This window comes from Microbacterium sp. Root180, from assembly GCF_001428485.1.
Classification (GTDB): domain Bacteria; phylum Actinomycetota; class Actinomycetes; order Actinomycetales; family Microbacteriaceae; genus Microbacterium.
Map to the genome: position 1 here is coordinate 502,034 of NZ_LMHS01000001.1, position 21,487 is coordinate 523,520.

General features: G+C 68.3%; 23 protein-coding genes and 1 tRNA gene. 15 read left to right on the forward strand and 9 right to left on the reverse strand.

All coding sequences use genetic code 11. The features are described from left to right. Positions 1 to 64 precede the first annotated feature (64 nt). From ASD93_RS02335 to galE, 4 genes are all read left to right on the forward strand, one after another. The gene (locus ASD93_RS02335) at positions 65 to 1,135 is read left to right on the forward strand and encodes an aspartate-semialdehyde dehydrogenase (protein WP_056118169.1); all 1,071 of its coding nucleotides are present in this window, start codon (positions 65 to 67) and stop codon (positions 1,133 to 1,135) included. 152 nt (positions 1,136 to 1,287) lie between these two features. Next, complete coding sequence (locus ASD93_RS02340; protein ID WP_157536865.1) at positions 1,288 to 2,763, forward strand: malate:quinone oxidoreductase; 1,476 nt, start codon at positions 1,288 to 1,290, stop codon at positions 2,761 to 2,763. A 79-nt stretch (positions 2,764 to 2,842) separates the two neighbouring features. After that, positions 2,843 to 3,502 (forward strand): thymidine kinase, encoded by a 660-nt coding sequence (locus tag ASD93_RS02345; RefSeq protein WP_056118171.1) that lies wholly within the window; start codon positions 2,843 to 2,845, stop codon positions 3,500 to 3,502. Positions 3,503 to 3,511: 9 nt separating this feature from the next. Continuing rightward, the gene (gene galE / locus ASD93_RS02350) at positions 3,512 to 4,531 is read left to right on the forward strand and encodes a UDP-glucose 4-epimerase GalE (protein ID WP_056118174.1); all 1,020 of its coding nucleotides are present in this window, start codon (positions 3,512 to 3,514) and stop codon (positions 4,529 to 4,531) included. Positions 4,532 to 4,533: 2 nt separating this feature from the next. Here the strand turns inward: galE and ASD93_RS02355 are convergent, their stop codons facing one another. Then, on the reverse strand, positions 4,534 to 5,367 hold the full coding sequence (locus ASD93_RS02355; protein ID WP_056118176.1) for a DUF1295 domain-containing protein: 834 nt from the start codon (positions 5,365 to 5,367) through the stop codon (positions 4,534 to 4,536). A gap of 74 nt (positions 5,368 to 5,441) precedes the next feature. Between ASD93_RS02355 and ASD93_RS02360 the strand changes: the two genes are divergently transcribed. Beyond that, a complete protein-coding gene (locus ASD93_RS02360; protein WP_235566856.1) occupies positions 5,442 to 6,173 on the forward strand; it encodes a FadR/GntR family transcriptional regulator in 732 nt (243 codons plus the stop codon). Between the two features lie 14 nt (positions 6,174 to 6,187). Then, positions 6,188 to 7,465, forward strand: a complete 1,278-nt coding sequence (locus ASD93_RS02365; protein ID WP_056118178.1) for an alpha-hydroxy acid oxidase — start codon at positions 6,188 to 6,190, stop codon at positions 7,463 to 7,465. Here the strand turns inward: ASD93_RS02365 and ASD93_RS02370 are convergent. From ASD93_RS02370 to ASD93_RS02385, 4 genes are all read right to left on the reverse strand, one after another. Then, positions 7,462 to 8,229 carry an HAD-IIB family hydrolase gene (locus ASD93_RS02370; protein WP_056118179.1) on the reverse strand — a complete coding sequence of 256 codons (768 nt, stop codon included), beginning with the start codon at positions 8,227 to 8,229 and terminating at the stop codon, positions 7,462 to 7,464. The genes ASD93_RS02365 and ASD93_RS02370 overlap by 4 nt on opposite strands. Positions 8,230 to 8,256: 27 nt before the next feature. Beyond that, a tRNA-Pro gene (locus ASD93_RS02375) sits at positions 8,257 to 8,330 on the reverse strand. Between the two features lie 64 nt (positions 8,331 to 8,394). Continuing rightward, the gene (locus ASD93_RS02380; protein ID WP_056118181.1) at positions 8,395 to 9,336 is read right to left on the reverse strand and encodes a metallophosphoesterase; all 942 of its coding nucleotides are present in this window, start codon (positions 9,334 to 9,336) and stop codon (positions 8,395 to 8,397) included. Continuing rightward, entirely contained in the window at positions 9,336 to 12,125 is a 2,790-nt protein-coding gene (locus tag ASD93_RS02385) for a transglycosylase domain-containing protein (RefSeq protein WP_056118182.1), read from the reverse strand. The genes ASD93_RS02380 and ASD93_RS02385 overlap by 1 nt, the downstream gene beginning before the upstream one ends. Positions 12,126 to 12,236: 111 nt before the next feature. Between ASD93_RS02385 and ASD93_RS02390 the strand changes: the two genes are divergently transcribed. Both ASD93_RS02390 and ASD93_RS02395 read left to right on the forward strand, forming a co-directional pair. Further along, the gene (locus tag ASD93_RS02390) at positions 12,237 to 12,458 is read left to right on the forward strand and encodes a hypothetical protein (protein WP_056118184.1); all 222 of its coding nucleotides are present in this window, start codon (positions 12,237 to 12,239) and stop codon (positions 12,456 to 12,458) included. Continuing rightward, positions 12,455 to 12,922, forward strand: a complete 468-nt coding sequence (locus ASD93_RS02395; protein WP_056118186.1) for a RidA family protein — start codon at positions 12,455 to 12,457, stop codon at positions 12,920 to 12,922. Before ASD93_RS02390 ends, ASD93_RS02395 begins: the two co-directional genes overlap by 4 nt. A 57-nt stretch (positions 12,923 to 12,979) precedes the next feature. On the opposite strand, the gene acs is transcribed toward ASD93_RS02395, so the two are convergent. Next, positions 12,980 to 14,947 carry an acetate--CoA ligase gene (acs, locus tag ASD93_RS02400; protein WP_056118189.1) on the reverse strand — a complete coding sequence of 656 codons (1,968 nt, stop codon included), beginning with the start codon at positions 14,945 to 14,947 and terminating at the stop codon, positions 12,980 to 12,982. 653 nt (positions 14,948 to 15,600) lie between these two features. Between acs and ASD93_RS15840 the strand changes: the two genes are divergently transcribed. The 4 genes from ASD93_RS15840 to ASD93_RS02415 are packed head-to-tail and all read left to right on the forward strand — an operon-like array spanning position 15,601 to position 18,290. Then, the gene (locus ASD93_RS15840; RefSeq protein ID WP_200950568.1) at positions 15,601 to 15,762 is read left to right on the forward strand and encodes a hypothetical protein; all 162 of its coding nucleotides are present in this window, start codon (positions 15,601 to 15,603) and stop codon (positions 15,760 to 15,762) included. 9 nt (positions 15,763 to 15,771) lie between these two features. Continuing rightward, positions 15,772 to 17,262 (forward strand): recombinase family protein, encoded by a 1,491-nt coding sequence (locus ASD93_RS02405; RefSeq protein WP_056118190.1) that lies wholly within the window; start codon positions 15,772 to 15,774, stop codon positions 17,260 to 17,262. A 36-nt stretch (positions 17,263 to 17,298) separates the two neighbouring features. After that, positions 17,299 to 17,652 carry a Cd(II)/Pb(II)-sensing metalloregulatory transcriptional regulator CmtR gene (cmtR, locus tag ASD93_RS02410; protein WP_056118192.1) on the forward strand — a complete coding sequence of 118 codons (354 nt, stop codon included), beginning with the start codon at positions 17,299 to 17,301 and terminating at the stop codon, positions 17,650 to 17,652. Next, a complete protein-coding gene (locus tag ASD93_RS02415; protein WP_056118194.1) occupies positions 17,649 to 18,290 on the forward strand; it encodes a cation transporter in 642 nt (213 codons plus the stop codon). Before cmtR ends, ASD93_RS02415 begins: the two co-directional genes overlap by 4 nt. A gap of 29 nt (positions 18,291 to 18,319) precedes the next feature. Here the strand turns inward: ASD93_RS02415 and ASD93_RS02420 are convergent, their stop codons facing one another. The 3 genes from ASD93_RS02420 to ASD93_RS02430 are packed head-to-tail and all read right to left on the reverse strand — an operon-like array spanning position 18,320 to position 19,397. Then, positions 18,320 to 18,736 carry a DUF6941 family protein gene (locus ASD93_RS02420; RefSeq protein ID WP_056118196.1) on the reverse strand — a complete coding sequence of 139 codons (417 nt, stop codon included), beginning with the start codon at positions 18,734 to 18,736 and terminating at the stop codon, positions 18,320 to 18,322. Beyond that, positions 18,736 to 18,984 carry a hypothetical protein gene (locus ASD93_RS02425; RefSeq protein ID WP_056118198.1) on the reverse strand — a complete coding sequence of 83 codons (249 nt, stop codon included), beginning with the start codon at positions 18,982 to 18,984 and terminating at the stop codon, positions 18,736 to 18,738. Before ASD93_RS02425 ends, ASD93_RS02420 begins: the two co-directional genes overlap by 1 nt. Positions 18,985 to 19,034: 50 nt before the next feature. Beyond that, positions 19,035 to 19,397 carry a hypothetical protein gene (locus tag ASD93_RS02430; protein ID WP_056118200.1) on the reverse strand — a complete coding sequence of 121 codons (363 nt, stop codon included), beginning with the start codon at positions 19,395 to 19,397 and terminating at the stop codon, positions 19,035 to 19,037. 472 nt (positions 19,398 to 19,869) lie between these two features. Here ASD93_RS02430 and ASD93_RS02435 point away from each other — a divergent pair, with 472 nt between their 5' ends. The 3 genes from ASD93_RS02435 (at position 19,870) to ASD93_RS02445 (ending at position 21,393) form a co-directional block, all read left to right on the forward strand. Further along, entirely contained in the window at positions 19,870 to 20,139 is a 270-nt protein-coding gene (locus ASD93_RS02435) for a helix-turn-helix domain-containing protein (protein WP_056118201.1), read from the forward strand. Between the two features lie 103 nt (positions 20,140 to 20,242). Beyond that, entirely contained in the window at positions 20,243 to 20,524 is a 282-nt protein-coding gene (locus ASD93_RS02440) for a hypothetical protein (RefSeq protein WP_056118203.1), read from the forward strand. Between the two features lie 5 nt (positions 20,525 to 20,529). Then, positions 20,530 to 21,393, forward strand: coding sequence for a hypothetical protein (locus ASD93_RS02445; protein WP_157536842.1), 864 nt, complete (start codon positions 20,530 to 20,532; stop codon positions 21,391 to 21,393). Positions 21,394 to 21,487 lie beyond the last annotated feature (94 nt).

Below are 21,487 nucleotides of genomic sequence, written 5' to 3' on the forward strand. Positions count from 1 at the left end.
TAGAATCGCACACATCCCGCGCGCCGATGGCGTCTGCGCGACCTCTTCGCACCAAGGATCCCTCATGACCCGTATCTCCGATTCAGGACTCTCCGTCGCCGTCGTCGGCGCGACCGGCCAGGTCGGCACCGTCATGCGCGAGATCCTCCTCGAGCGCAGCTTCCCGATCCGCGAGCTCCGCCTGTTCGCGACCGCGCGCTCCGCCGGCACGGCCGTGGAGTTCGCAGGCGAGACCGTGATCATCGAAGACATCGCGACCGCCGATCCCGCGGGCATCGACGTCGCCCTCTTCTCGGCCGGCGCCACCGGCAGCCGTGCGCACGCTCCGCGATTCGCCGAGGCCGGCGCACTCGTGATCGACAACTCGAGCGCATGGCGCATGGACCCCGACGTGCCGCTGGTCGTCAGCGAGGTCAACCCCCACGCGATCGCCGAGGCTCGAAAGGGCATCGTCGCCAACCCCAACTGCACGACGATGGCCGCGATGCCGGTGCTGAAGGTCCTGGATGCCGAGGCCGGCCTCGAGCGACTCATCGTGTCGACCTACCAGGCCGTGAGCGGCTCGGGCCTCGCCGGTGCGCAGGAGCTTCTCGGCCAGGTGGAGGGCGTCCTCGCCCAGGGCCACACGCTGGACCTCGTGCACGACGGCTCCGCGGTCGACTTCCCCGAGCCCGAGAAGTACGTCGCGCCGATCGCGTTCGACGTCATCCCGCTTGCGGGCAGCCTCGTGGACGACGGAATGAACGAGACCGACGAGGAGAAGAAGCTCCGCAACGAGAGTCGCAAGATCCTCGAGCTGCCGGACCTCCGCGTCGCCGGCACGTGCGTGCGCGTCCCCGTGTTCACGGGACACTCGCTCTCGATCCACGTGGAGTTCGCGCGGGACATCAGCCCCGAGCGTGCGCGCGAGATCCTCGCCGCGGCGCCGGGCGTGGCGTTGGAGGAGGTGCCCACGCCGCTGCAGGCGGCCGGGAGCGACCCGACGTACGTCGGCCGCATCCGCGCCGACCAGTCCGCGCCCGAGGGCAAGGGCCTCGTGCTCTTCATCTCGAACGACAACCTGCGCAAGGGCGCGGCCCTCAACGCGGTGCAGATCGCCGAGGTCGTCGCGGCATCTCTCGGCGCACACGCCTGAGCGCGGCATCCGCTCGTTTGACCGCCCGGCAAGATGCCGTGTTCTTTCGCGCGGAATCCGCGCACGCGGCCGGGAGCGCTTTCGGCCCGAACTAGACTTGTCGGGTGACCGAAACGCCCTCCGACGCCCTGCCTGACCCCGACGACAGCGACCTGCCCTCGGGAACGGTCGACGTGCTGCTGATCGGCGGCGGGATCATGAGCGCCACGCTCGGCACGCTGCTCCAGGAACTTCAGCCGACGTGGAAGATCGCCGTGTTCGAGCGTCTGTCCGACGTCGCTCTGGAGAGTTCCAACGCTTGGAACAACGCGGGCACCGGTCACGCCGCCCTGTGCGAGCTCAACTACATGCCCGAGGGCAAGGACGGGTCGGTCGACCCCGCCAAGGCGATCTCGATCAACGAGCAGTTCCAGCAGAGCCGCCAGCTGTGGTCGTCGCTCGTGGAGCGCGGCGTGCTGGATGCCCCCTCGACGTTCATCAACTCGGCGCCGCACATGACGTTCGTGCAGGGCGAGAAGGACGTCGCGTACCTCAAGAAGCGCTATGAGTCGCTCAAGCAGGAGCCGCTCTTCGCCGGGATCGAGTACAGCGAGGACTCGCGCGTCATCAACACGTGGGCGCCGCTGCTGATGCAGAAGCGCCGCAAGGGCGAGCCGTTCGCCGCGACCCGCGTGCCCGCCGGCACCGATGTGGACTTCGGTGCGCTCACGCGTCAGCTGCTCGCGCATCTGGCCGAGAACGGCGCGGACGTCCGCACGAACACCGAGGTCCGCAGTCTCAAGCGTCTCGCCGACGGCACGTGGGGCGTGAAGTACCGGCGCTCCATCGGCCGCACCCCCGGTGAGATCCGCGCGAAGTTCGTGTTCGTCGGCGCGGGCGGCTGGGCGCTGAAGCTGCTGCAGCGCTCGGGCATCCCCGAGATCAAGGGCTACGGCGTCTTCCCCATCGGCGGCCAGTTCCTCAAGACCACGAATCCCGCGGTCGTCGCGCAGCACAAGGCGAAGGTGTACTCGCAGGCGTCGGTCGGCGCCCCTCCGATGTCCGTGCCCCACCTCGACACGCGCGTGGTCGACGGTGAGGCCTCGCTGCTGTTCGGTCCGTTCGCGACGTTCAGCCCGAAGTTCCTCAAGAACGGCTCGATGTTCGACATCGTCAGCCAGGTGCGGCCGCACAACCTCGGCCCGATGATGAAGGTCGCGTGGGACAACCCGTCGCTGATCACCTACCTCGTCGGCGAGCTCCTCAAGAACCATGCGCGCAAGGTCGACAGCCTGCGCACGTTCATGCCGACCGCGAAGGACGAGGACTGGGAGCTGATCCAGGCCGGCCAGCGCGCGCAGGTGATGAAGAAGGACCCGGAGAAGGGCGGCATCCTGCAGTTCGGCACCGAGGTCGTGACCGGTGCCGACGGCTCGATCGCCGGGCTGCTCGGGGCATCTCCGGGGGCCTCCACTGCTGCGTCCATCATGCTCGGCCTGCTCAAGACGTGCTTCCCCGACCGTGTCGACGGGTGGGAGCCGCGCCTGCGCGAGCTGATCCCCAGCTACGGAGAGACCCTCAACCCGCGTCCCGCGGTCGCCGAGGAGTCGCTCACCGAGACCGCAGCCACACTCGCCCTCTCCGCCTGACACCCTCACGGGCTGAAGGCGCCCGCCTCTCCCGGGCGGAGGCGGATTCGGCGGCCGCCGACTTCCGTAGAATCGCCGGGTGGCCAAACTGTACTTCCGCTACGGGGCGATGAACTCCGGCAAGTCCACGTCGCTCCTGCAGGCCGCGTACAACTACGAGGAGCGCGGTCAGCACGTGCTCCTGGCCAAGCCCGAGATCGACACCAAGGGCGCCGACCAGATCTCCAGCCGTCTCGGGGTCGAGCGCACCGTCGACTTCCTCATCCCGCCGGGAGCCGACCTCCGTGCGCTCTTCGCCGAGCATCGGGCGAAGGTGCAGGAGCGGGCCGAGGACGCGCTGATCCCGGAATCCTCGGCCACCGGCGCGGCACCCGACGTCGCCTGCCTGATGATCGACGAGGCTCAGTTCCTCACACGCGAGCAGGTCGACGACCTGCTGCGGATCGTCGTGCTCGATCGCATCCCCGTGCTCGCGTACGGCATCCGCACGGACTTCCAGACGCAGGCCTTCCCGGGCTCGCGTCGCCTTCTCGAACTCGCCCACAGCCTCGAGGAGCTCAAGACGATCTGCCGCTGCGGACGCAAGGCGCTCTTCAACGCCCGACTCGTCGGCGGCCGGTTCGTGTTCGACGGCGACCAGGTCGCGATCGACGAGCTCTCCACGGCCCGCGTCACCTACGAGTCGATGTGCGCGGAGTGCTATCTGCGCGAGTCGGGCGGGCGAATCGGCGCCAACTAGTCTGGGAGCATGCGAGTTCTCCTCACCGGCGGCGCCGGCTACATCGGTGCGCACACCGCGATCGCGCTCATCGAGGCGGGTCATGACGTGCTCATCGTCGACGACATGTCGGGCACCAGTCCTGAGGCCGTGGCGCGCGTCGAGCAGATCACGGGGGCATCCGTCCCGCTGCTCGTGGCAGACGTGCGCGACGACGAGGCGCTCACGGCGTTCGTGCGCGCGCACGCGCCGGTCGACGCCGTGATCCACCTCGCAGGTCTGAAGGCCGTCGGCGACTCGGTGGCCGAGCCGGTGCGCTACTACGACGTCAATCTCGGTTCGTCGATCACTCTGCTCCAGGTGATGGCGGCCGAGGGCATCCCCACGATCGTGTTCTCCAGCTCGGCGACCGTGTACGGCACGCCCGAGCACCTCCCTCTCACCGAGGAGTCGCCCACGGGTATTGACCTCGCGAACCCCTACGGCAAGACCAAGCGCATGATCGAGGAGATCCTCGCCGACGCCGCTGCGGCAGCACCCGACCTGCGCGCCATCAGCCTGCGCTACTTCAATCCTGTCGGCGCGCACCCGTCCGGCCTCATCGGGGAGGACCCGCACGGCATCCCGAACAATCTCATGCCGTTCGTGTCGCGCGTCGCGATCGGGACGCTCCCTGAGGTGGCGGTGTTCGGCACCGACTACGACACGCCTGACGGGACCGGACAGCGCGACTACATCCACGTCACCGACCTCGCGGCCGGCCATGTCGCCGCCCTCGAGCACGCCCGGCCCGGGTACGACGTCTACAACCTCGGGACGGGGGAGCCGGTCTCGGTCCTCGAGCTCATCGCCGCGTTCGAGCGGGCGAGCGGACGCGAGATCCCGAAGAAGCTCGCGCCGCGTCGCCCCGGAGACGTCGCCGCCACCTATGGCGACCCGTCCAAGGCCGGGCGGGAGCTGGGATGGTCGACGCGTCTCACGATCGACGACGCCTGCCGGGACTACTGGAACTGGCAGACGCGCAACCCGAACGGCTACGCCGGAGCCTGAGGCTACGAGGTCTCGGGTGCCGCCGCACCGCGCCGACGCGGGAGCGGAACGAGCATCGACGTCGTTCGCCGGTAATCGGCGTACGCGGGGTACTTCGATGCGGTGATCGACTCGGTGAAGATCGTCGAGCCGATGAACAGCAGCGTGAGCAGCGCGGCCCCGGCGATGGTCCAGTTGAGCCAGCTCCCGCCATCCGCGACGAGCGCGACGGCGCCGATCGCGTAGAACGCCCACCACTGCGCCTGCTCGAAGAAGAAGTTCGGGTGACGGCTGTAGGCGAACAGGCCGCTCGTCACGAATCCAGGCTCGAGGTGACCGCCCGCGGCCTTCTTCTTCTCATGGAAGTCCCACTGCTGCTGGTCGGCGACGAACTCTCCCACGAGGAAGGCCGCGAAGAGGACGGCGAACGCGGCATCCCACCCGCCGAACGGCACCGGATGCTGCCACGCGATGTATGCCGGGAGCGTGATGAGCACCAGCAGGGCGTTCTGGTACAGCACGATGAAGAACAGGTTGAACAGCTGGAACTGCCACGGCTTCATACGACCGCGCAGGATGGCCCAGCGGTAGTCCTCCATGCCGGTGTACCCGCCCTTTCGGGCGAAGTTGAAGGTGAGCCGGGCGCCCCAGGCCGTGACGAGCACGGCCATCACGATCAGGCGGACGGCGTCCTCGCCGGCCAGAAGGGCTGAGATCGCGAAGATCCAGACGTACACGACCGGGACGATCGACCAGAGGCGATCGACCCACGAGGTGTCCTTCGTGATGAGCGAGGCGATCCAGCAGAACGCGGAGGCAGCGCCCGCGACGATGAGGACGACGAGGAGGGGATCCATGGCGCCAGGCTACCCGGTTGCATGTGGTCCGACCACACGATACTGTGGTCCGACCACAATCGACGAGGAGTTCCGTGGCCCTGTCATCGCAGACGCCGACGCCGACCGCCCGGGCGTGGCAGCTCGTGCTCGAACGCGTCGAGACCGACCTGCTCGACGGCGCACTGCAGCCCGGCGATCGCCTGCCTCCCGAGCGCGAACTCGCCGCCACCCTGGGGGTGGGCCGTTCGAGCGTGCGCGAGGCGCTGCGCGTTCTCGAGGTCATGGGCCTCATCCGAACGGCGACCGGCTCGGGGCCGTCGGCGGGCGCCATCATCATCGCCACACCGCAGGGCGGCATGTCGGCGCTGCTGCGCCTTCAGGTCGCCGCGCAGGGGTTCCCTCTCGACGACGTGGTCCGCACGCGTCTGGTCCTGGAATCCGCCGTCGTCGACGCGCTTGCCGCCGACCCCGACCGCGACACGCTCGCGGCGCGCGCCGTCGTCGACGCGATGGAGGCCGCCGACCTCACGCCCGCGGAGTTCCTCGCGCTCGACGCCCAGCTGCACCTGGCGCTGGCCGAGGCATCCGGCAACGTCGTCATCGCCGCGATGATGGCGGGCCTGCGCACGGCGATCGAGTCCTACGTCCAGGCGGGAGCCGCCGGCATCGACGACTGGGATGCTGCCGCCGGCCGACTGCGCCGCGAGCACCGCGCGATCCTCGACGCCGTGGACGCGGGCGACGCCGAGCTGGCGCGCACGCGCATCCACGACCACATCACCGGCTACTACGCCGAAGCGGGCCTGGCCCGCCGCACCGAGTGAAGGAAGCACAACCCATGGTCCAGCGTCAGCTGCCCAATCCTGCAGAGCTCCTCGAGCTGATGAAATTCAAGAAGCCCGAGTTCGACGGCAGGAAGCGTCGCCTGGAGGCGGCCCTCACGATCTACGACCTGCGCACGATCGCGAAGCGCCGCACCCCGAAGGCGGCATTCGACTACACCGACGGCGCGGCCGAGGGGGAGCTGTCGCTCTCGCGCGCCCGCCAGGCGTTCGAGGACATCGAGTTCCACCCCGGCATCCTCCGTCCCGCACCCGAGGTCGACACCTCGACCTCGATCCTGGGTGGTCCGAGCGCGCTGCCCTTCGGCATCGCTCCCACCGGGTTCACGCGCCTGATGCAGACCGAGGGCGAGGTCGCCGGCGCGTCGGCGGCGGGGGCCGCCGGCATCCCGTTCACCCTCTCGACGCTCGGCACGACCTCGATCGAAGGCGTCAAGGCGGCGAACCCGCACGGTCGCAACTGGTTCCAGCTGTACGTCATGCGCGACCGCGAGATCTCCTACGGACTGGCCCGCCGGGCGGCGGAGGCCGGATTCGACACGCTGCAATTCACGGTGGACACCCCCGTGGCGGGCGCCCGCCTGCGCGACAAGAGGAACGGGTTCGCGATCCCGCCGCAGCTCACCCTCGGCACGATCGTGAACGCCATCCCGCGCCCATGGTGGTGGTACGACTTCCTCACGACGCCGAAGCTCGAGTTCGCCTCGCTCTTGACGACCGGAGGCACCGTCGGCGAACTGCTGAACGCGGCGATGGACCCGACGATCAGCTACGACGATCTGGCGGTGATCCGGGACATCTGGCCCGGCAAGATCGTGGTCAAGGGCGTGCAGACCGTCGAGGACTCGGTGCGCCTCATCGATGCCGGTGTCGACGGCATCATCCTCTCCAACCACGGCGGACGTCAGCTCGACCGCGCGCCGATCCCCTTCCATCTGCTCCCGAACGTCGTGCGCGAGGTCGGCAAGGACGCGACGGTGATGATCGACACCGGCATCATGAACGGCGCCGACATCGTCGCCTCGATCGCACTCGGTGCGAAGTTCACCCTCATCGGTCGCGCGTACCTCTACGGTCTGATGGCGGGGGGACGGGAGGGAGTCGATCGCACGATCCAGATCCTGCGCACCGAGATCGAGCGCACGATGCAGCTGCTGGGCGTGGCATCGCTGGCTGAGCTCGAGCCGCGGCACGTCACGCAGCTCGCACGACTGCAGCCGATCGCGACGGCTCCCCGGCGTGCGCCCGCACGGGCGCGCAGCGCGAAGGCCTAGTCGCGCGTGGGGAGAGTGGGGATGAGGCCGTCGAGGAACTCGGCGGTGTCCTCCCACCCCTCGACCGCATGGCAGGCCACGCCCATGGCCAGCACGGGGTAGTCGTTGCCGTCGGGGTCGAGGCGATCGCCCACGAACAGCATGTCGTCGAGCGCGATGCCGGTCTGCTCCGAAAGCCGGGTCATGCCGTAGGCCTTGTCGATGCCCTGGTGCGTGATGTCGACCGATGTCGATCCGCCCGAGCGGACCTCGAGATCGGGAATGCGCTCGGCGACGGCGGCGCGGAGCGCGCTCTTCTTCGATCCGGTGGGATCCCACGCGATCTTGGCGTCGAGCGGCGCGCGCTGGCCGAGGGCGGAGAACGTGATCTGGGAGCCGCGGTCCTCGAGGATCTCGCCCCACGTCTCGCTCTCCCACAGCCCCAGGCGTCTCGCCTCCTCCTCGACGGAGGCGAGCGCGCGTGCCTTCTGGTCGTCGCTCAGCGTGTGGGCGTAGACGGTCGCGATGCCGTCCGGCGTGAGGCGGTAGTACTGCGTGCCGCAGGTGGGAAGCAGGTGCAGGCGCGCGAGGGTCGCGGCCGAGGCATCCGGCAGTCGATCGACGACTTGCGTGGTGAACTGGGCGAGCTGGCCGCCCGAGATGATGGCGACCTCCACGCGCTCCGCGAGAGCGACGAGCAGATCGCCGATGCGGGGATCGATCGCGCTCTTGGACGGCGCGAGCGTGTCATCCAGGTCGAAGGCGACGAGGCGAGGAGCTGTCATGTGCTCCTCGCCTCGTGGCCTGTCCGGTCGGGGTGACAGGATTTGAACCTGCGGCCTCGTCGTCCCGAACGACGCGCGCTACCAAGCTGCGCCACACCCCGTTTTGCAACCCTCCGAGTCTAACCGATCTGAAGCCGTGCACCGAACCGGGTGGGGGCTTCGGCCTCAGGGACGAGAGGTGAGGGTGAGCAGCGACGCCTCGGGCCGGCATGCGAACCGCACCGGAGCGTAGATCGAGTGGCCGAGCCCGGCGCTCACGTTGAGCGGGATGCGCCGTCGCTCGTGGGACCAGGTGCTGAGGCCGCGGGCCTGACGCAGCGGGATGTCGCAGTTCGCGACCAGCGCGGCGGGCGAACCCGGGATGCGCACCTGGCCGCCGTGGGTGTGTCCTGCGAAGATCGCCTCGGCGCCCAGGTCTGTGAACTCGTCCAGCACGCGGCGATAGGGCGCGTGCGTGACACCGATCGTCAGCGCGCGCTCGGAGTCGGAGCGCATGCCGTCCAGCAGGCCGGGGAGCACGTCGAGGCGATCCCACTCGCGATGGGCGTCGCTGACGCCGAACGCCTCGATACGCGTGCCGGCGGCATCCACCGACCCGACCGCGTTGTTGAGGTCGATCCAGCCGAGCTCGTCCGTCAGATACCCGTCGAGCGCCTGAGTGTCGAGCGGCTCCGCGCGGTGCTGTGCCGACTTGCGGGACGGCCCGACGAAGTACTTGAAGGGGTTCCGCGGCGAGGGCGCGACGTGGTCGTTGGACCCGTGCACGAAGAAGCCCGGGATGCCGCGCAGCGGGTCGAACGCGGCCCGCAGGCCTCGCAGGCCGTCGGGATGCCCCATGTTGTCGCCGGTGTTGACCACGAGGTCCGGCTCGAGGTCCGCGAGTGCGGCGATCCACCGCTGCTTCCGGTTCTGCCACGGCGCCATGTGGGCGTCGGACAGGTGCAGGATCCGCAGCGGGCGCGAGCCCGCGGGCAGGAGAGCGAGCTCGTGCCAGCGGATCGTGAAGAGATACCGCTCGATGCCGATGCCCCACACCGCCGCTCCCGCGCCGACCGCCCCCACCACGCCGAGGGTGGTGAGGGCGGTGCGGGATGCGCTATGCGGCACTAGTCGTCGCCGCCGCCGCCGTTGCCGCCGCCGCAGTCGGATGCGGCGTAGTCCACGGTGATGGCGGTGTTGCGGTTGGTCACCGTACCGGCGGCCGGCTTTGTTCCCGTTGCGTCACCCTGGGGATCGGCGTCGTCGCGCTGCGTACACGCCCCGGGAAGCACATCGCCGAATCCGGCCTGGCGCAGTTCGGCGATGGCGCGGTCGAGCTTGCGCCCCGAGACGTCCGGGACGGTCAGACCCTGACCGTTGCTCGGACTGATCGTGACCACGGTGCCGCCCGCGACCCTTCCCGCGCCGGGGCTCTGCGTGGCGACGAGTCCCTTCTGCATGTCGGAGTCCACGGGGGCGCCGTCCGTCACCTCGAAGCCGGCGTCCCGCAGGATCGCCTTGGCTTCGTCCATCGACTTGCCGACCACGTTGGGCAGGTCGGTGTACACCTGGCGCGAGAGGTTGCTGTCGGGCCCGGGGAAGCCGCCCGCCGGGTAGAGCTGGTTGGCGAGATGCTGGAGCTGCCGGGCCATCTGGAAGCGGATGCGGCTCAGCGGCTCGTAGCTGCCGGTCCAGTACTTGTCGTACAGCGAGATCTCGCCCTGGACGTTTCCGGTCCAGACGGCGGTGGTGACCTTGGTGCTGGACTCGATGATCCAGGTGTGGGTCTCCTCGTGCGTACCGGTCTTTCCCATCACCTGGGTGCCGTCGAACGGGTTGCCGGGGTATGCGCTTCCGCCGGGAGCCATCACACCCTGGAAGGCATAGGCTGCCGTGGCCGCGACGGCCGGATCGATGACCTGGCTGCACTTGCGGTCCGGCTTGGCGATCTCGTTGCCGTCGGAGTCGGTCACCCGGTCGATCGCCTGCGGCTGGCATTGGATGCCCTTGTTCGCGACCGTCGCGTAGGCGGAGGCCATCGCGAGCGGCGAGATGGCATCGTCGCCGATGACCTTGTTCGGACCCGTCATCACGATGGGTTCGCCGGTGCCGAGTTCGACGCCCATGCGCGTCGCGGCCTTGCCGATGTCGCACAGGTCGAGATCAGAGGCCATGGCGAGGAATCCGGTGTTGAGCGAGTCGCGGGTGAACTGCATCGGCGTGCCGACGTAGCCCGACTGGTTCTTGAAGTTCTTCGGGTTCCAGTTCGCGTTGTAGTACGTGCCGCCGTTGTAGCAGGAGTCCGGGAACTCCTTGATGATGCGGTTGCGTCCGTTGACGACCTCGTTGACCGAGTGTCCCTTCTCGAGCCAGTCGATGAGGGTGAAGAGCTTGAACGTCGAGCCTGCGCTGAAGCCGCGGGAACCGCCGAACTGCAGGTCGCCGGCGTACACGATCGATGAGTAGTTCGGGTCGTCGGTGATCGACTCGCTGAACTTCGTGTTCTGCGCCACGGCCAGGATGCGGCCGGTCGATGCCTCGAGACTGATCGACGTCGCGCCGAAGTAGCCCCCGGGAACCGATGACGGAGCCAGCGTGTTCATCGTGGTCTGCGCCTCTTTCTGGAGACGCATGTCGAGGGTCGTGTACACGTTCAGACCGCCGCGGCGGAGGCTCTGGGTGCGCTCCTCTTGGGTCGCGCCGAACGCGGGATCGCGCTCGATGACGTACCGCACGTACTGGCAGAAGTACTCGAGACCCGTCGCGGCGGCGCAGCCCACCTTCGGCGACGTGATCTTGGGAACGATCGGCTCGATCACCGCGGCGTCGTACTGCTCCTGCGTGATCTTCCCGTCGTCGAGCATGCGGCTGAGGACGTAGAGCTGGCGGCCCTTGGTGGAGCTGTAGCCGTCGGCGGCTGCCAGGTACTGCTCCTGCGTGATCTCGCCCGCCTCGAGCTTCGAGGTCAGCGCGGCGATCTGCTTCGGGTTGACGTCGTCGATGAGCCCGTCGGGTGCCTTGTTGTATCCGACGCCGTCGCCGTCGACGATCGAGCCCTTGGGCTTGTCGATCTTGTAGGTGTTGGGGTTCTGCACGATGCCGGCCAGCGTCGCCGCCTGGCCGAGCGTGAGATCCTTCGCCGCGACGCCGAAGTAATACCGTGCCGCAGCATCGATGCCGTACGTGGTGCCGCCGAAGTTGGCGATGTTGAGGTAGCCGAGAAGGATCGTCTCCTTGTCGTACTTCTTCTCGAGGGCGATCGCGTAGCGCATCTCCTGGAGCTTGCGCTGAATGCCCTCGTCGCCCACCGCGGTGGTCGCCTGCGTCCAGCAGTCGAGCTTCGCCTGCTCGAGCGAGACGGCGACGACCGGCTGGCCGTTCTCGTCGAGCACGACCGCGCCGTTCTCGTCGGTCTCGTACTCGGTCTTGGCGTCCGCCTCGCAGCGCTGCACGAGGATGTTCTTGACGTACTGCTGGCTGATGGTCGAGCCACCCTGGGTCTCGCCGCCGCCCTGCAGGTTCGACAGCACCGCACGCGTCGTGCCGATCAGGTCGACGCCGCCGTGCTGGTAGTAGCGCGGGTCCTCGCTGGAGAGGATCGCGTCGTACATGAGGGGGTTGACCTCGTTGTAGTCGACCGGCGAGCGGTTCTGGTCGTAGAACTGCGTCATGACGACGTAGTCGTCCTTCGTGGGGTCGGTCTTCACCCACAGCGTGGTCGGCAGCATGAGCTTGTCGATGTCGAGGACGCTCGGAAGGTTGTCGAACATCGTGATCGCGCTGGTGGCCGCGGCGCCGGAGAGCGCGATCGCGGGAGTGACAGTCGCCGCGACGAGGACGCCGGCGACAGCGCTGAGGCCTACGAGGCCGGCGAGTCCGCCGAGCACACCGCTAGCCGATCGATTGGTATCAGGCATAGGCTTGATCGTAAGGGACCTACCTGGGCGATTCCCTGACGGACGTGCGCCCACCGGGTGTTTCCCAGCCATCCTCAAGCCCGATTCCGTTCGCCGACTCAAGGAGCCGCGATGACGACGTGGGAGTATCTCACCACGCCCCTTCTGATCCACAACACCGCCGCGATCCTCAATAACTGGGGCAAGCAGGGCTGGGAGCTCGTGCAGGTCGTGCCGGGTCCCGAGGGCGGGCTGGTCGCCTACCTCAAGCGTCCCAGCGGCGGCGGCGAGGCGAACGCGGGACTGGGTGCCGCGGCGCAGGCGGCGAAGCAGTTCGAGGAGGGCGGCGCATGACCGTCACGCAGCGGCTCGCCGAGCTCGGCATCGATCTTCCCGAGGTCGTCCCGCCGGTCGCCGCGTATGTCCCCGCGAAGGCGCACGGTGACCTCGTGTTCACGGCGGGGCAGCTGCCGATGGTCTCCGGCGCACTGCCGGCCACCGGCAAGGTCGGGGAGGGCGACGGCCTGGTGCCGGCATCCGACGCGAAGACCTATGCCCGTCAGTGCGCGCTCAACGCCATCGCCGCCGCTGCGGCCGCTGTGGGCGGTGTCGACCGGCTCACCGGCGTGATCAAGGTCGTCGGGTTCGTGGCATCCGTTCCCGAGTTCACCGGGCAGCCCGGTGTCATCAACGGCGCCAGCGAAGTGCTCGGCGAGGTCTTCGGCGATGCCGGCAGGCATGCGCGATCCGCCGTCGGCGTCCCCGTGCTGCCACTGGATTCGCCCGTCGAGGTCGAGGTCGTCTTCTCCTTCGCCTAGAAGCGCATGACGGATGCCCCGGCACAGCACGTGCCGGGGCATCCGTCGTCTTCGCCGCTACTTCACCTGCGCCGAGATCACGCTCATCACTGCCGTGTCGGCGAGCGTCGTCGTGTCGCCGACCTCGCGCCCCTCGGCCACGTCCCGCAGCAGGCGCCGCATGATCTTGCCGGAGCGCGTCTTGGGCAGTTCGCCCACGATGTACACGTCGCGGGGACGGGCGATCGGGCCGATCTGCTCGCCGACCCAGCCGCGCAGCGACTGGGCGAGTCCCTCGGCGGAGTGCTCGTCGAGGTAGGACTGCTTCACGATGACGAACGCCACGACCGCCTGGCCGGTCGTCTCGTCGGAGGCGCCGACGACGGCGGCTTCGGCCACGGCCTCGTTGCCGACGAGCGCGGACTCGATCTCGGTCGTCGACAGGCGGTGGCCCGAGACGTTCATGACGTCGTCGACGCGGCCCAGCAGCCACACGTCGCCATCGTCGTCCAGGCGCGCGCCGTCACCGGCGAAGTAGTAGCCCTGCTTCTGGAACTTCTCCCAGTACGTCTCCACGAAGCGCTCCGGGTCTCCCCAGATGCCGCGCAGCATCGACGGCCACGGCTCGGTGATCACGAGGAGGCCGCCGTTGCCGTTGCCGACGTGCGATCCGTCCTCGTCGACCACGTCCACGGACACCCCGGGAACCGGCACCTGCGCCGACCCCGGCTTGGTCTCGGTGACCCCCGGCAGCGCGGACACCATGATCGCCCCGGTCTCGGTCTGCCACCACGTATCCACGATCGGCGCGGTCTTGCCGCCGATGATCTTGCGGTACCACATCCACGCCTCGGGGTTGATGGGCTCGCCCACCGATCCGAGCAGCCGCAGGGACGACAGGTCGAACTTCTGCGGCACGGCGCGGCCGATCTTCATGAACGACCGGATCGCCGTGGGGGCCGTGTACAGGATGGTGACGCCGTACTTCTCGACGATCTCCCACCAGCGGCCCGGGTGCGGGGCATCCGGCGTGCCCTCGTAGATCACCTGTGTCGCCCCGTTCGCGAGCGGGCCGTAGACGACGTAGCTGTGCCCGGTGATCCAGCCGATGTCGGCGGTGCACCAGAACACGTCGGTCTCGGGGTGGATGTCGTGCACGACCTTGTTCGTGAACGCGGCCTGCGTGAGATAGCCGCCCGACGTGTGGAGGATGCCCTTGGGCTTTCCGGTGGTGCCCGACGTATAGAGGATGAACAGCGGGTTCTCGGCGGGGAACGCCTGGGCCTCGTGGTCCGCGGAGGCCTGCGGCACGACATCGTGCCACCACAGGTCGCGGCCTTCGTGCCAGTCGACCTCGTTCCCGCCGCGCTTGACGACGATCACGTGCTCGACGGTCTCCTGCGGGCCCGAGCCGTTGCGGTCGGCGAGCGCCAGATCGACGGCCGGCTTCAGCGGCGACACCTTGCCCTTGCGGTAGCCGCCGTCGGCGGTGATCACGACCCGCGCGCCGGCGTCGTCGATGCGGGCGCGCAGGCTGTCGGCGGAGAAGCCGCCGAAGACCACCGAGTGGATCGCCCCGATGCGCGCCACGGCGAGCATTGCGGCGACCGCCTCCGGGATCATCGGCAGGTAGATCGCGACGCGGTCGCCGGCTCCGATGCCCAGCCCTTGCAGCACGTTCGCGAGTCGCTTCACCTCGTCTGTCAGTTCCGCATATGTCACCCGGCGCTCGTCGCCCGGCTCGCCTTCCCACAGCAGGGCGACGCGGTCGCCGTCGCCTGCCTCGACGTGGCGGTCGAGGCAGTTGTAGGCGACGTTGAGCTCGCCGTCGGCGAACCATTTCGCGAACGGCGGATTCGACCAGTCGAGTGTCTGCGTGAACGGGGTGTGCCAGTGCAGCTCGCGCGCCTGCTCGGCCCAGAAGCCCTCCCGGTCGGCCGCGGCGCCGTCGTAGAGAGCGGCGGTGGCGATGGCGTTCGCGGCGAACTCCTCGGTCGGCGCGAACCGCCGGTCCTCGTTCAGCAGGTGGTCGATCTGGCTGCTCATTGAGCGCGCTCCTTTGCGGACTGGGTGGAGATCTCGGTGCACGGCTGCGCCGCGCAAGATCCGGCGGCCGCGATGTCGGCCGAGTCTGACTGCAATGTAGCCAGCGGCGCGGGAGGTCACCACCCCCGATAGTGGGGAGCGGCGGTCATTGCCGGACGCGGGAGATATATCGGTGAGAACGTTCTCATCAACTGTTTTGCACGGACCCTTTCCTCGCATATGCTGTCCAGCGGCCGAACATCGATTCTGGCATTGCGGCACCCGAATCACCCCCCGAACTGTGGTGTCGCGCGTGGCGGCATCCCATTCCCCCCATGGGATGCCGCCCTATTTTTTTCCCGGTCCCTCGTGTCGGACTCTCCTCCACAGGACCGCTCGGCTGTCCGGTTCGCGCCATCGTTCCCATCCGGACGATTGCCGGCGCCGCTCGTTCCTAGCGTCGGAGAATGCCCGAGCCGTTCGTCGTCCAACCCCGTGATGCGGCGCCGCCGCCTGGTCCCGATGTCGTGGTGGTGCCCGGACCCGTCGGGTCGGCGCCGACGTCGGGATCCCCGGGTGGGGGATGGATGCCGCTGCCGGCGTCTCCGCCTCTGAGACGGCGGCCCCGTCACCCATCGCTCGATGCGCTGGCGGGGTACCTCGACGATCCCGCGGTGACCGACGTCTTCGTCAACGGGTCCACGGGACTCTTCGTGGATCGCGGAATGGGCCCGGTCCCCGAGCCGGGCTGGCACGCCGACGAGGACGACGTGCGCGACCTCGCCGTCGCGCTCATCGCGCTCGGCGGACGTCATATCGACGATGCAAAACCATAAAATAGACATATGAGCAAGACGAGCACACCGGCCCCCATCCCAGCCGCGATCTACGCCCGGATCAGCCGCGACCGGGAGGGCGCGAGCCTGGGCGTAGAGCGCCAGGAGGCGGACTGCCGCCTCCTCGCCGCGCGCCTGGACTGGGATGTCGTGGCGGTGTTCATCGACAACGACATCTCGGCCGCGAGCGGGGCACCGAGGCCGCAGTACCGAGCGATGCTCGAAGCGGTGCGGGCGGGGGAGGTGCGGGGCATCGTCGCCTGGCACACCGACCGGCTGCACCGTCGCATGGTCGAGTTGGAGGAGTTCATCGACCTGGTAGAGAAGACCGGGGTGCAGATCCACACTGTGAAGGCCGGTGATCTGAACCTGTCGACCTCCTCGGGGAAGATGGTGGCGCGCATGCTCGGCGCGGCAGCCCGCGGCGAGGTCGACAACATGAAGGACCGGATCAAGCGGCAGAAGGAGCAGGCCGCGCAGTCCGGGCAGTACCGCGGCGGCCCTCGGCCGTTCGGGTACGAGAAGGACGGCGTGACCGTGCGCGAGAGCGAGGCGGCGATCGTCCGCGAGGCGACAGACGCGATCCTCGCGGGCCGCACGATGACCTCGGTCGCGCGCGAGCTCGCCGCCCGAGGGGTGACGGGCACCACCGGGAAGCCGGTGAACTACAACAACCTGCGGGACATGCTGATCCGGCCGCGCAACGCGGGCATCCTCGCCTCCGGGCTCCCGAACCGCAGCGCCAGCACGAGCAACAGCACGCGCGCATACGAGGAGATCGGCAAGGCCCAATGGCCGGCCATCGTCCCCGAGGAGAAGTGGCGCGCCCTGGTCGCGATGATCGTGGACCCGAGCCGGATGACCGGCCAGAAGCGCGAGACCAAGTGGCTGGGCAGCGGCATCTACCGGTGCGGCGTGCCGACCGGCGAGCTCGATGAGCACGGCGAGCCGATCCGCTGCGGCACGCCGCTGAGGGTGGCGCCGCACGGCGGCACCCGCGCGAAGCCGTACACGCGGCGATACCTGTACCGCTGCCCTGCGAGCGCGCACCTGACCTCTCGGCAGGACCAGACGGACGAATACGTGCGGCAGGTCGTGGCCGATCTGGTCCGCGACCCGCGGGTGGTGGCCGCGATGAATCCGAACGCGGACGCCACGCTCGCCGCGGACCGCGAGGAGCGGACGCGGCTGACACTCCGACTCGAGAACTTCGAGCGGGACTACGCCCTCGGGACGATCACGGGCGCGCAGTTGCAGCGGGCGACGGCGGCGGTCAATGCCGAGTTGGAGGCGGTAGACGCCCGGCTCGCGAAGGCGCTCCGGCAGTCGGCGTCCTCCTCGGTGCTGCGCGCCGCAGACCCCGGAGCGGCGTTCCTGGCCGCTCCCATCGACGTGCAGCGGGCGGTGCTGGCATCGGCGCTGCGCGTCGAGGTCGTGCCTCAGGCGCGGAGGGGGACGAAGTGGACCCCGGAGCGCCTGGTGCTGAGTCCGGCTGCCTGATCCCGTACTGTTCAGCGGCTGCTGTATAGTCAGCGTGTGCTGACCATTGCCACACGCCTCGACGTGATGAACCGCCTCGGCCGAGCTATGGCCGACCCCACGCGGTCCCGGATTCTCATGATGCTGCTCGACGGTCCGAGCTATCCCGCTGTGATCTCCCGGAGCCTCGATCTGACGCGCCCCAATGTCTCCAACCATCTAACGTGCCTGCGCGACTGCGGAATCGTGGTCGCTGAGCCCGAAGGTCGTCAGACGCGCTACGAGATCGCCGACCCGCACCTAGCGGCAGCGCTCACCGCCCTGGTTGACGTGACTCTCGCCGTCGACGAGAACGCGCCGTGCCTGGACCCCTCGTGCTCTGTTCCCGGTTGCTGCGAGGTCGCGGAATGACCACGCTCAGTGCTGAGCGTCGCGAACGTCTCCACCGCCGCGTGCGTTTCATCGTCACCTTTACGATCGCCTACAACGTCCTGGAAGCGATCGTGGCGATCACCGCCGGATCGCTCGCTTCGTCAGCTGCCCTAATCGGCTTCGGACTCGACTCGGTCGTGGAGGTTCTCTCGGCCGCCGCCGTGGCGTGGCAGTTCACGCGCAAGGACCCGGAGCGTTGGGAGAAGGCGACGGTCCGCGCGATCGGACTGGCGTTCTTCTCGCTCGCCGCGTATGTGACCGTTGATGCAGTCCTAAGCCTCATCTCGCAGGAGGCCCCGGAGCATAGTCCGCTGGGCCTCGCGATCACGGCGCTGAGCCTGATCGTGATGCCGGTGCTCGCGTGGTTCGAGGTTCGCACCGGCCGCGAGCTTGGCTCTAAGAGCGTGATCGCCGACGCGAAGCAGTTGATCCTGTGCGTCTACCTCTCGGGCGCCGTCTTCTTTGGTCTGATCCTCAACACCTTGCTCGGCTGGTGGTGGGCTGACTCTGTGGCGGCACTATTGGTTGCCGCCCTGGCGATCCGCGAGGGGATCGAGGCCTGGCAGGGAGAGGTCGAGTCACCCTTCGAGGTGCTGTCGGACATGAAGGACGATTGATCCTCGGCCCGGGTAACCGCAAGACGTGGTTACGCCTGAGTGATTACCTCGAAGACGGCTTCGCCGATTCGCTCGACGCCCGCCGTGACGATGAACTTGTAGCGACCTGGCACGAGGGGAACCCCTTCGAACCTCGTGGCGAAGGGGAAGTCCAGTTCGGAACCCGGGGTGATCCCTGGCGGGCGCCCGACCTCGAACTCGCCGCGCACCTCGACTGGCTGCGCAGGATCGCCTGCGTACACCTCTTGTCCGTCTTCGTTGAAGAGCTGGATGACGAGGCTGCGGCGCCGGTTGGCATCGTCCCATGGGAGCAGGATCTGGCCAGCGAGCGTCAGCGTGACCGGCAGGCCGGGGAGAGCCGTCAGGCGGCTCCATCCACCACCCTGGATGTAAAGCTTGCCGTTGATTGCCTCCGCGAAATCGCAGAGGATCACGAACCCCCGCACTACGCCAGTTGAGGCACGCGCGAGGTGAACGAGGCGTGTGACCAGCCCGAGAGGCGCTCTTCCCTGTTCGAGCGCCACGTCGCGAGGTCGACAACCACGTCGATTAGGTCATCCTCGATGTCCTTCACCAGCCCCTCGGCCTGGTTGCCTTCGAGATCATCGAGGATGACTCGGTTGCCGACGAGGACCGCTGACGGCCCGTCCAGGAGGTCGTTGAAGGTGATGGTGAGCTCGTCGTGCTCGTCCATCGCTTGAAAGTCGACTGAAAACCTCATGATGTTCTCCCTAGCGGCAAAGCCTAGAGCGGGCGAAATCTCTCCGCCAGATCCTCCCACGTATCGTTATCAAGATCGCCGGGAAGAATCAATGAATAATGTGGCCGAGCGTTCGTAGCCAGGAGCGAGTAATTCCCGTTCCAAAGATCACTCACGTGGCACCACAGATACTCGGAGAAGAGATTCCGCAGAATCTTCGACTCCTCAATTATCTGCTCTGGATCGAGGCCGGCGGCCGCCGCGACCGAGATCGCTGGCACGCCGTGGACCTCAACGCACCGGTTGAAGGTCCGCTCGGTCGCGTCGCGATCCAGCGGCCCGCCGCGCACCACGAAGTCGCTGCCGCTGAGTGCGGGCTCGTCTCGGGTGCGGAACGGGCGTACCACGCGGATCATCGTATCGGCGCTCGCAAGTAGCCAACGCGGGTTGTGATTGGAGCGAGTCGCGCGGCCTAAGCCGGTACCGAAAATCTGGCATATCCGGGGTTCTTCGGCGTTCGGCAGCTCTCGGTAACGGCAAGCAGGCCCAGGCCGTCAGAACGGCGGAGAACGCCGGATATGGCAGGTTTCGGAACCGGCCAGAAGTCGCAGGAAACGGTAAGATAGATACCAGCGAGGCACCCCGCCGAGGGTGCCGAGCGAAGCCCCAGAGCCAGCCGTCGGAGCACTCCCCGGGGTCGAAGTAAGAGCGAGAAGCCTGCGCACCAGGCGGAAGCGAAATGGACGGATCGAGCGCCCCTCCGGTGGGCGCAGATGCAGAGACTCAACGAGCCTCCTGCGGTGCATGAGATAGACGGACCGGCCGGTTGCGGCACAGCGAGGTCGGTACGTCGAACAGCACCCACAGGGGGCTTTTCGCATGTCCATCGACACCGCAGACGGTAAGCGCCTGCGCACCACCGCCGACACCGCTCGGCACTTCATGGTCCACCCCGCCACCGTCGAGAACTGGTTGTCGCGTGGCTTCATCCGCGCGTTCCGCGTCGACGGCGCCGGGCCGATCCTGTTCGACATCGATGAGGTCGACCGCGCGTTCAAGGTGCACGCCCCGAAGATGCGCGACGGCCGCCGTCGTGGCGCACGGGGCCGCGTCGTCGCGATCGTCGTTCCCGAGGGGAGCGAGCTGTGAGCCCCGCGGAGGCGGCCGCCGCTCTCGGGCCGCTCTCGGACGACCAGTGCCGCCGCATCGCGGCGCTGCTCAGCCTCGCACCCAAGCCCGAGGCGGTGCCATCATGATCGCCGATGAGTTCGCGCTGGCGCCGATCCGCCACCCCAACCACCCCAACCGAGACCGGCCTGTGGCGGTCTGCCGGATGTGCTCGCGCGAGTTTCGCCCGTGGAGCGGCGCGGTGGGCCTGTACTGCACCGTGCAGTGCGCGGGACGCGCAAAGGTCGTGGAGCCTGCGCCGCCGCTCCCCGAGGAGGTGGCGATGCGTGAAGACGTCGTGGATCAGTGCCGCGCGGCTCTGGCTGAGCTGAACGAGCACATGGCCGGGAGGGGGGTCGGGACATGAGCAATGTGGAGAGCGCCGAGGAGGCCGTCAGCGACGCGCTGTACGACCTCGGGGCGATGCTGCGCCGCCTCGATGAACCACTCACCGAGGAGACCGCAGTCTCGATGTGGATCGCGGCGCTGGTCGCCGCCGGTGTACGCGCCGAGCACGGAACTCGGTGGGTGACGAGCGCGAAGGGCGGCTATCCGAAGAAGCTGCCGTTCGCGGTGCAGTTCCAGTGCCCGCACGGTCATCGCACCGAGGACCGCCGCGACCGCGCAAGGGTCCAGATCATCATCGAGAGCGTCGGCTGGTGGTCGCTCGATCCCGACTCGCCGTGCACGCTGTGTGGCTCGGACGTCATCGCGCGATGGCTCCTGATGTGCCCGCGGTGCGAGGCGGGTGAGGACAGTGACCGGCACGACCCGGACCACGCGCCGTTCGATATCAGTGATGGGTACATCGATGGCGTGTGGACGCTCCGCAACGACACCTCCCCGGTGGCATTGCTGCTGCGCGAGATCCGACGCCGGTGGAAGATCGCCAATGCTCGCTGGTGGACGGAGCGCTATGACGAGGCGGCGAGCCACGCGGGGGCCGGCGCGAGCGAGGAGATCGTCTACGGCGGGCGCCGGATGCTCTGGAGTGAGTTTCAGCGTGCGGTCAGTCTCGAACTCCTTGGCGCGCAGCCGAGGAAGGTCGAGGCGAAGCCGTCTAAGCCGACGCTGACGCCCGAGGAGACGGCTGAGTGGCTCGATTCTCGGGAGGTGCCGGACGCCCTCGGGGAGAAGGCCACGTGGGCAAGGGTGAAGGAGTTGCCGGGGTGCCCGCCGCAGAGCGCGGTCTATGCCGGGGTCAAGCTCCGCAAGCGCCGTCCCACGGTGCCCTAGTGCCTCTGCATCGCCTTGCCTTGCCGCCCTCTGTTACTACGTAACAGGGCGGCAGGCAGGCAATGCAAGAGGCACCGGTCACTGTGGGCGCGGC

Coding starts and splice junctions, on each gene's coding strand:
- ASD93_RS02335 (WP_056118169.1), top strand. CDS start 65: ATGACCCGTATCTCCGATTCAGGACTCTCCGTCGCCGTCGTCGGCGCG.
- galE (WP_056118174.1), top strand. CDS start 3,512: ATGCGAGTTCTCCTCACCGGCGGCGCCGGCTACATCGGTGCGCACACC.
- ASD93_RS02355 (WP_056118176.1), bottom strand. CDS start 5,367: ATGGATCCCCTCCTCGTCGTCCTCATCGTCGCGGGCGCTGCCTCCGCG.
- ASD93_RS02365 (WP_056118178.1), top strand. CDS start 6,188: ATGGTCCAGCGTCAGCTGCCCAATCCTGCAGAGCTCCTCGAGCTGATG.
- ASD93_RS02370 (WP_056118179.1), bottom strand. CDS start 8,229: ATGACAGCTCCTCGCCTCGTCGCCTTCGACCTGGATGACACGCTCGCG.
- ASD93_RS02385 (WP_056118182.1), bottom strand. CDS start 12,125: ATGCCTGATACCAATCGATCGGCTAGCGGTGTGCTCGGCGGACTCGCC.
- ASD93_RS02390 (WP_056118184.1), top strand. CDS start 12,237: ATGACGACGTGGGAGTATCTCACCACGCCCCTTCTGATCCACAACACC.
- ASD93_RS02395 (WP_056118186.1), top strand. CDS start 12,455: ATGACCGTCACGCAGCGGCTCGCCGAGCTCGGCATCGATCTTCCCGAG.
- acs (WP_056118189.1), bottom strand. CDS start 14,947: ATGAGCAGCCAGATCGACCACCTGCTGAACGAGGACCGGCGGTTCGCG.
- ASD93_RS02405 (WP_056118190.1), top strand. CDS start 15,772: ATGAGCAAGACGAGCACACCGGCCCCCATCCCAGCCGCGATCTACGCC.
- ASD93_RS02415 (WP_056118194.1), top strand. CDS start 17,649: ATGACCACGCTCAGTGCTGAGCGTCGCGAACGTCTCCACCGCCGCGTG.
- ASD93_RS02425 (WP_056118198.1), bottom strand. CDS start 18,984: ATGGACGAGCACGACGAGCTCACCATCACCTTCAACGACCTCCTGGAC.
- ASD93_RS02435 (WP_056118201.1), top strand. CDS start 19,870: ATGTCCATCGACACCGCAGACGGTAAGCGCCTGCGCACCACCGCCGAC.
- ASD93_RS02440 (WP_056118203.1), top strand. CDS start 20,243: ATGATCGCCGATGAGTTCGCGCTGGCGCCGATCCGCCACCCCAACCAC.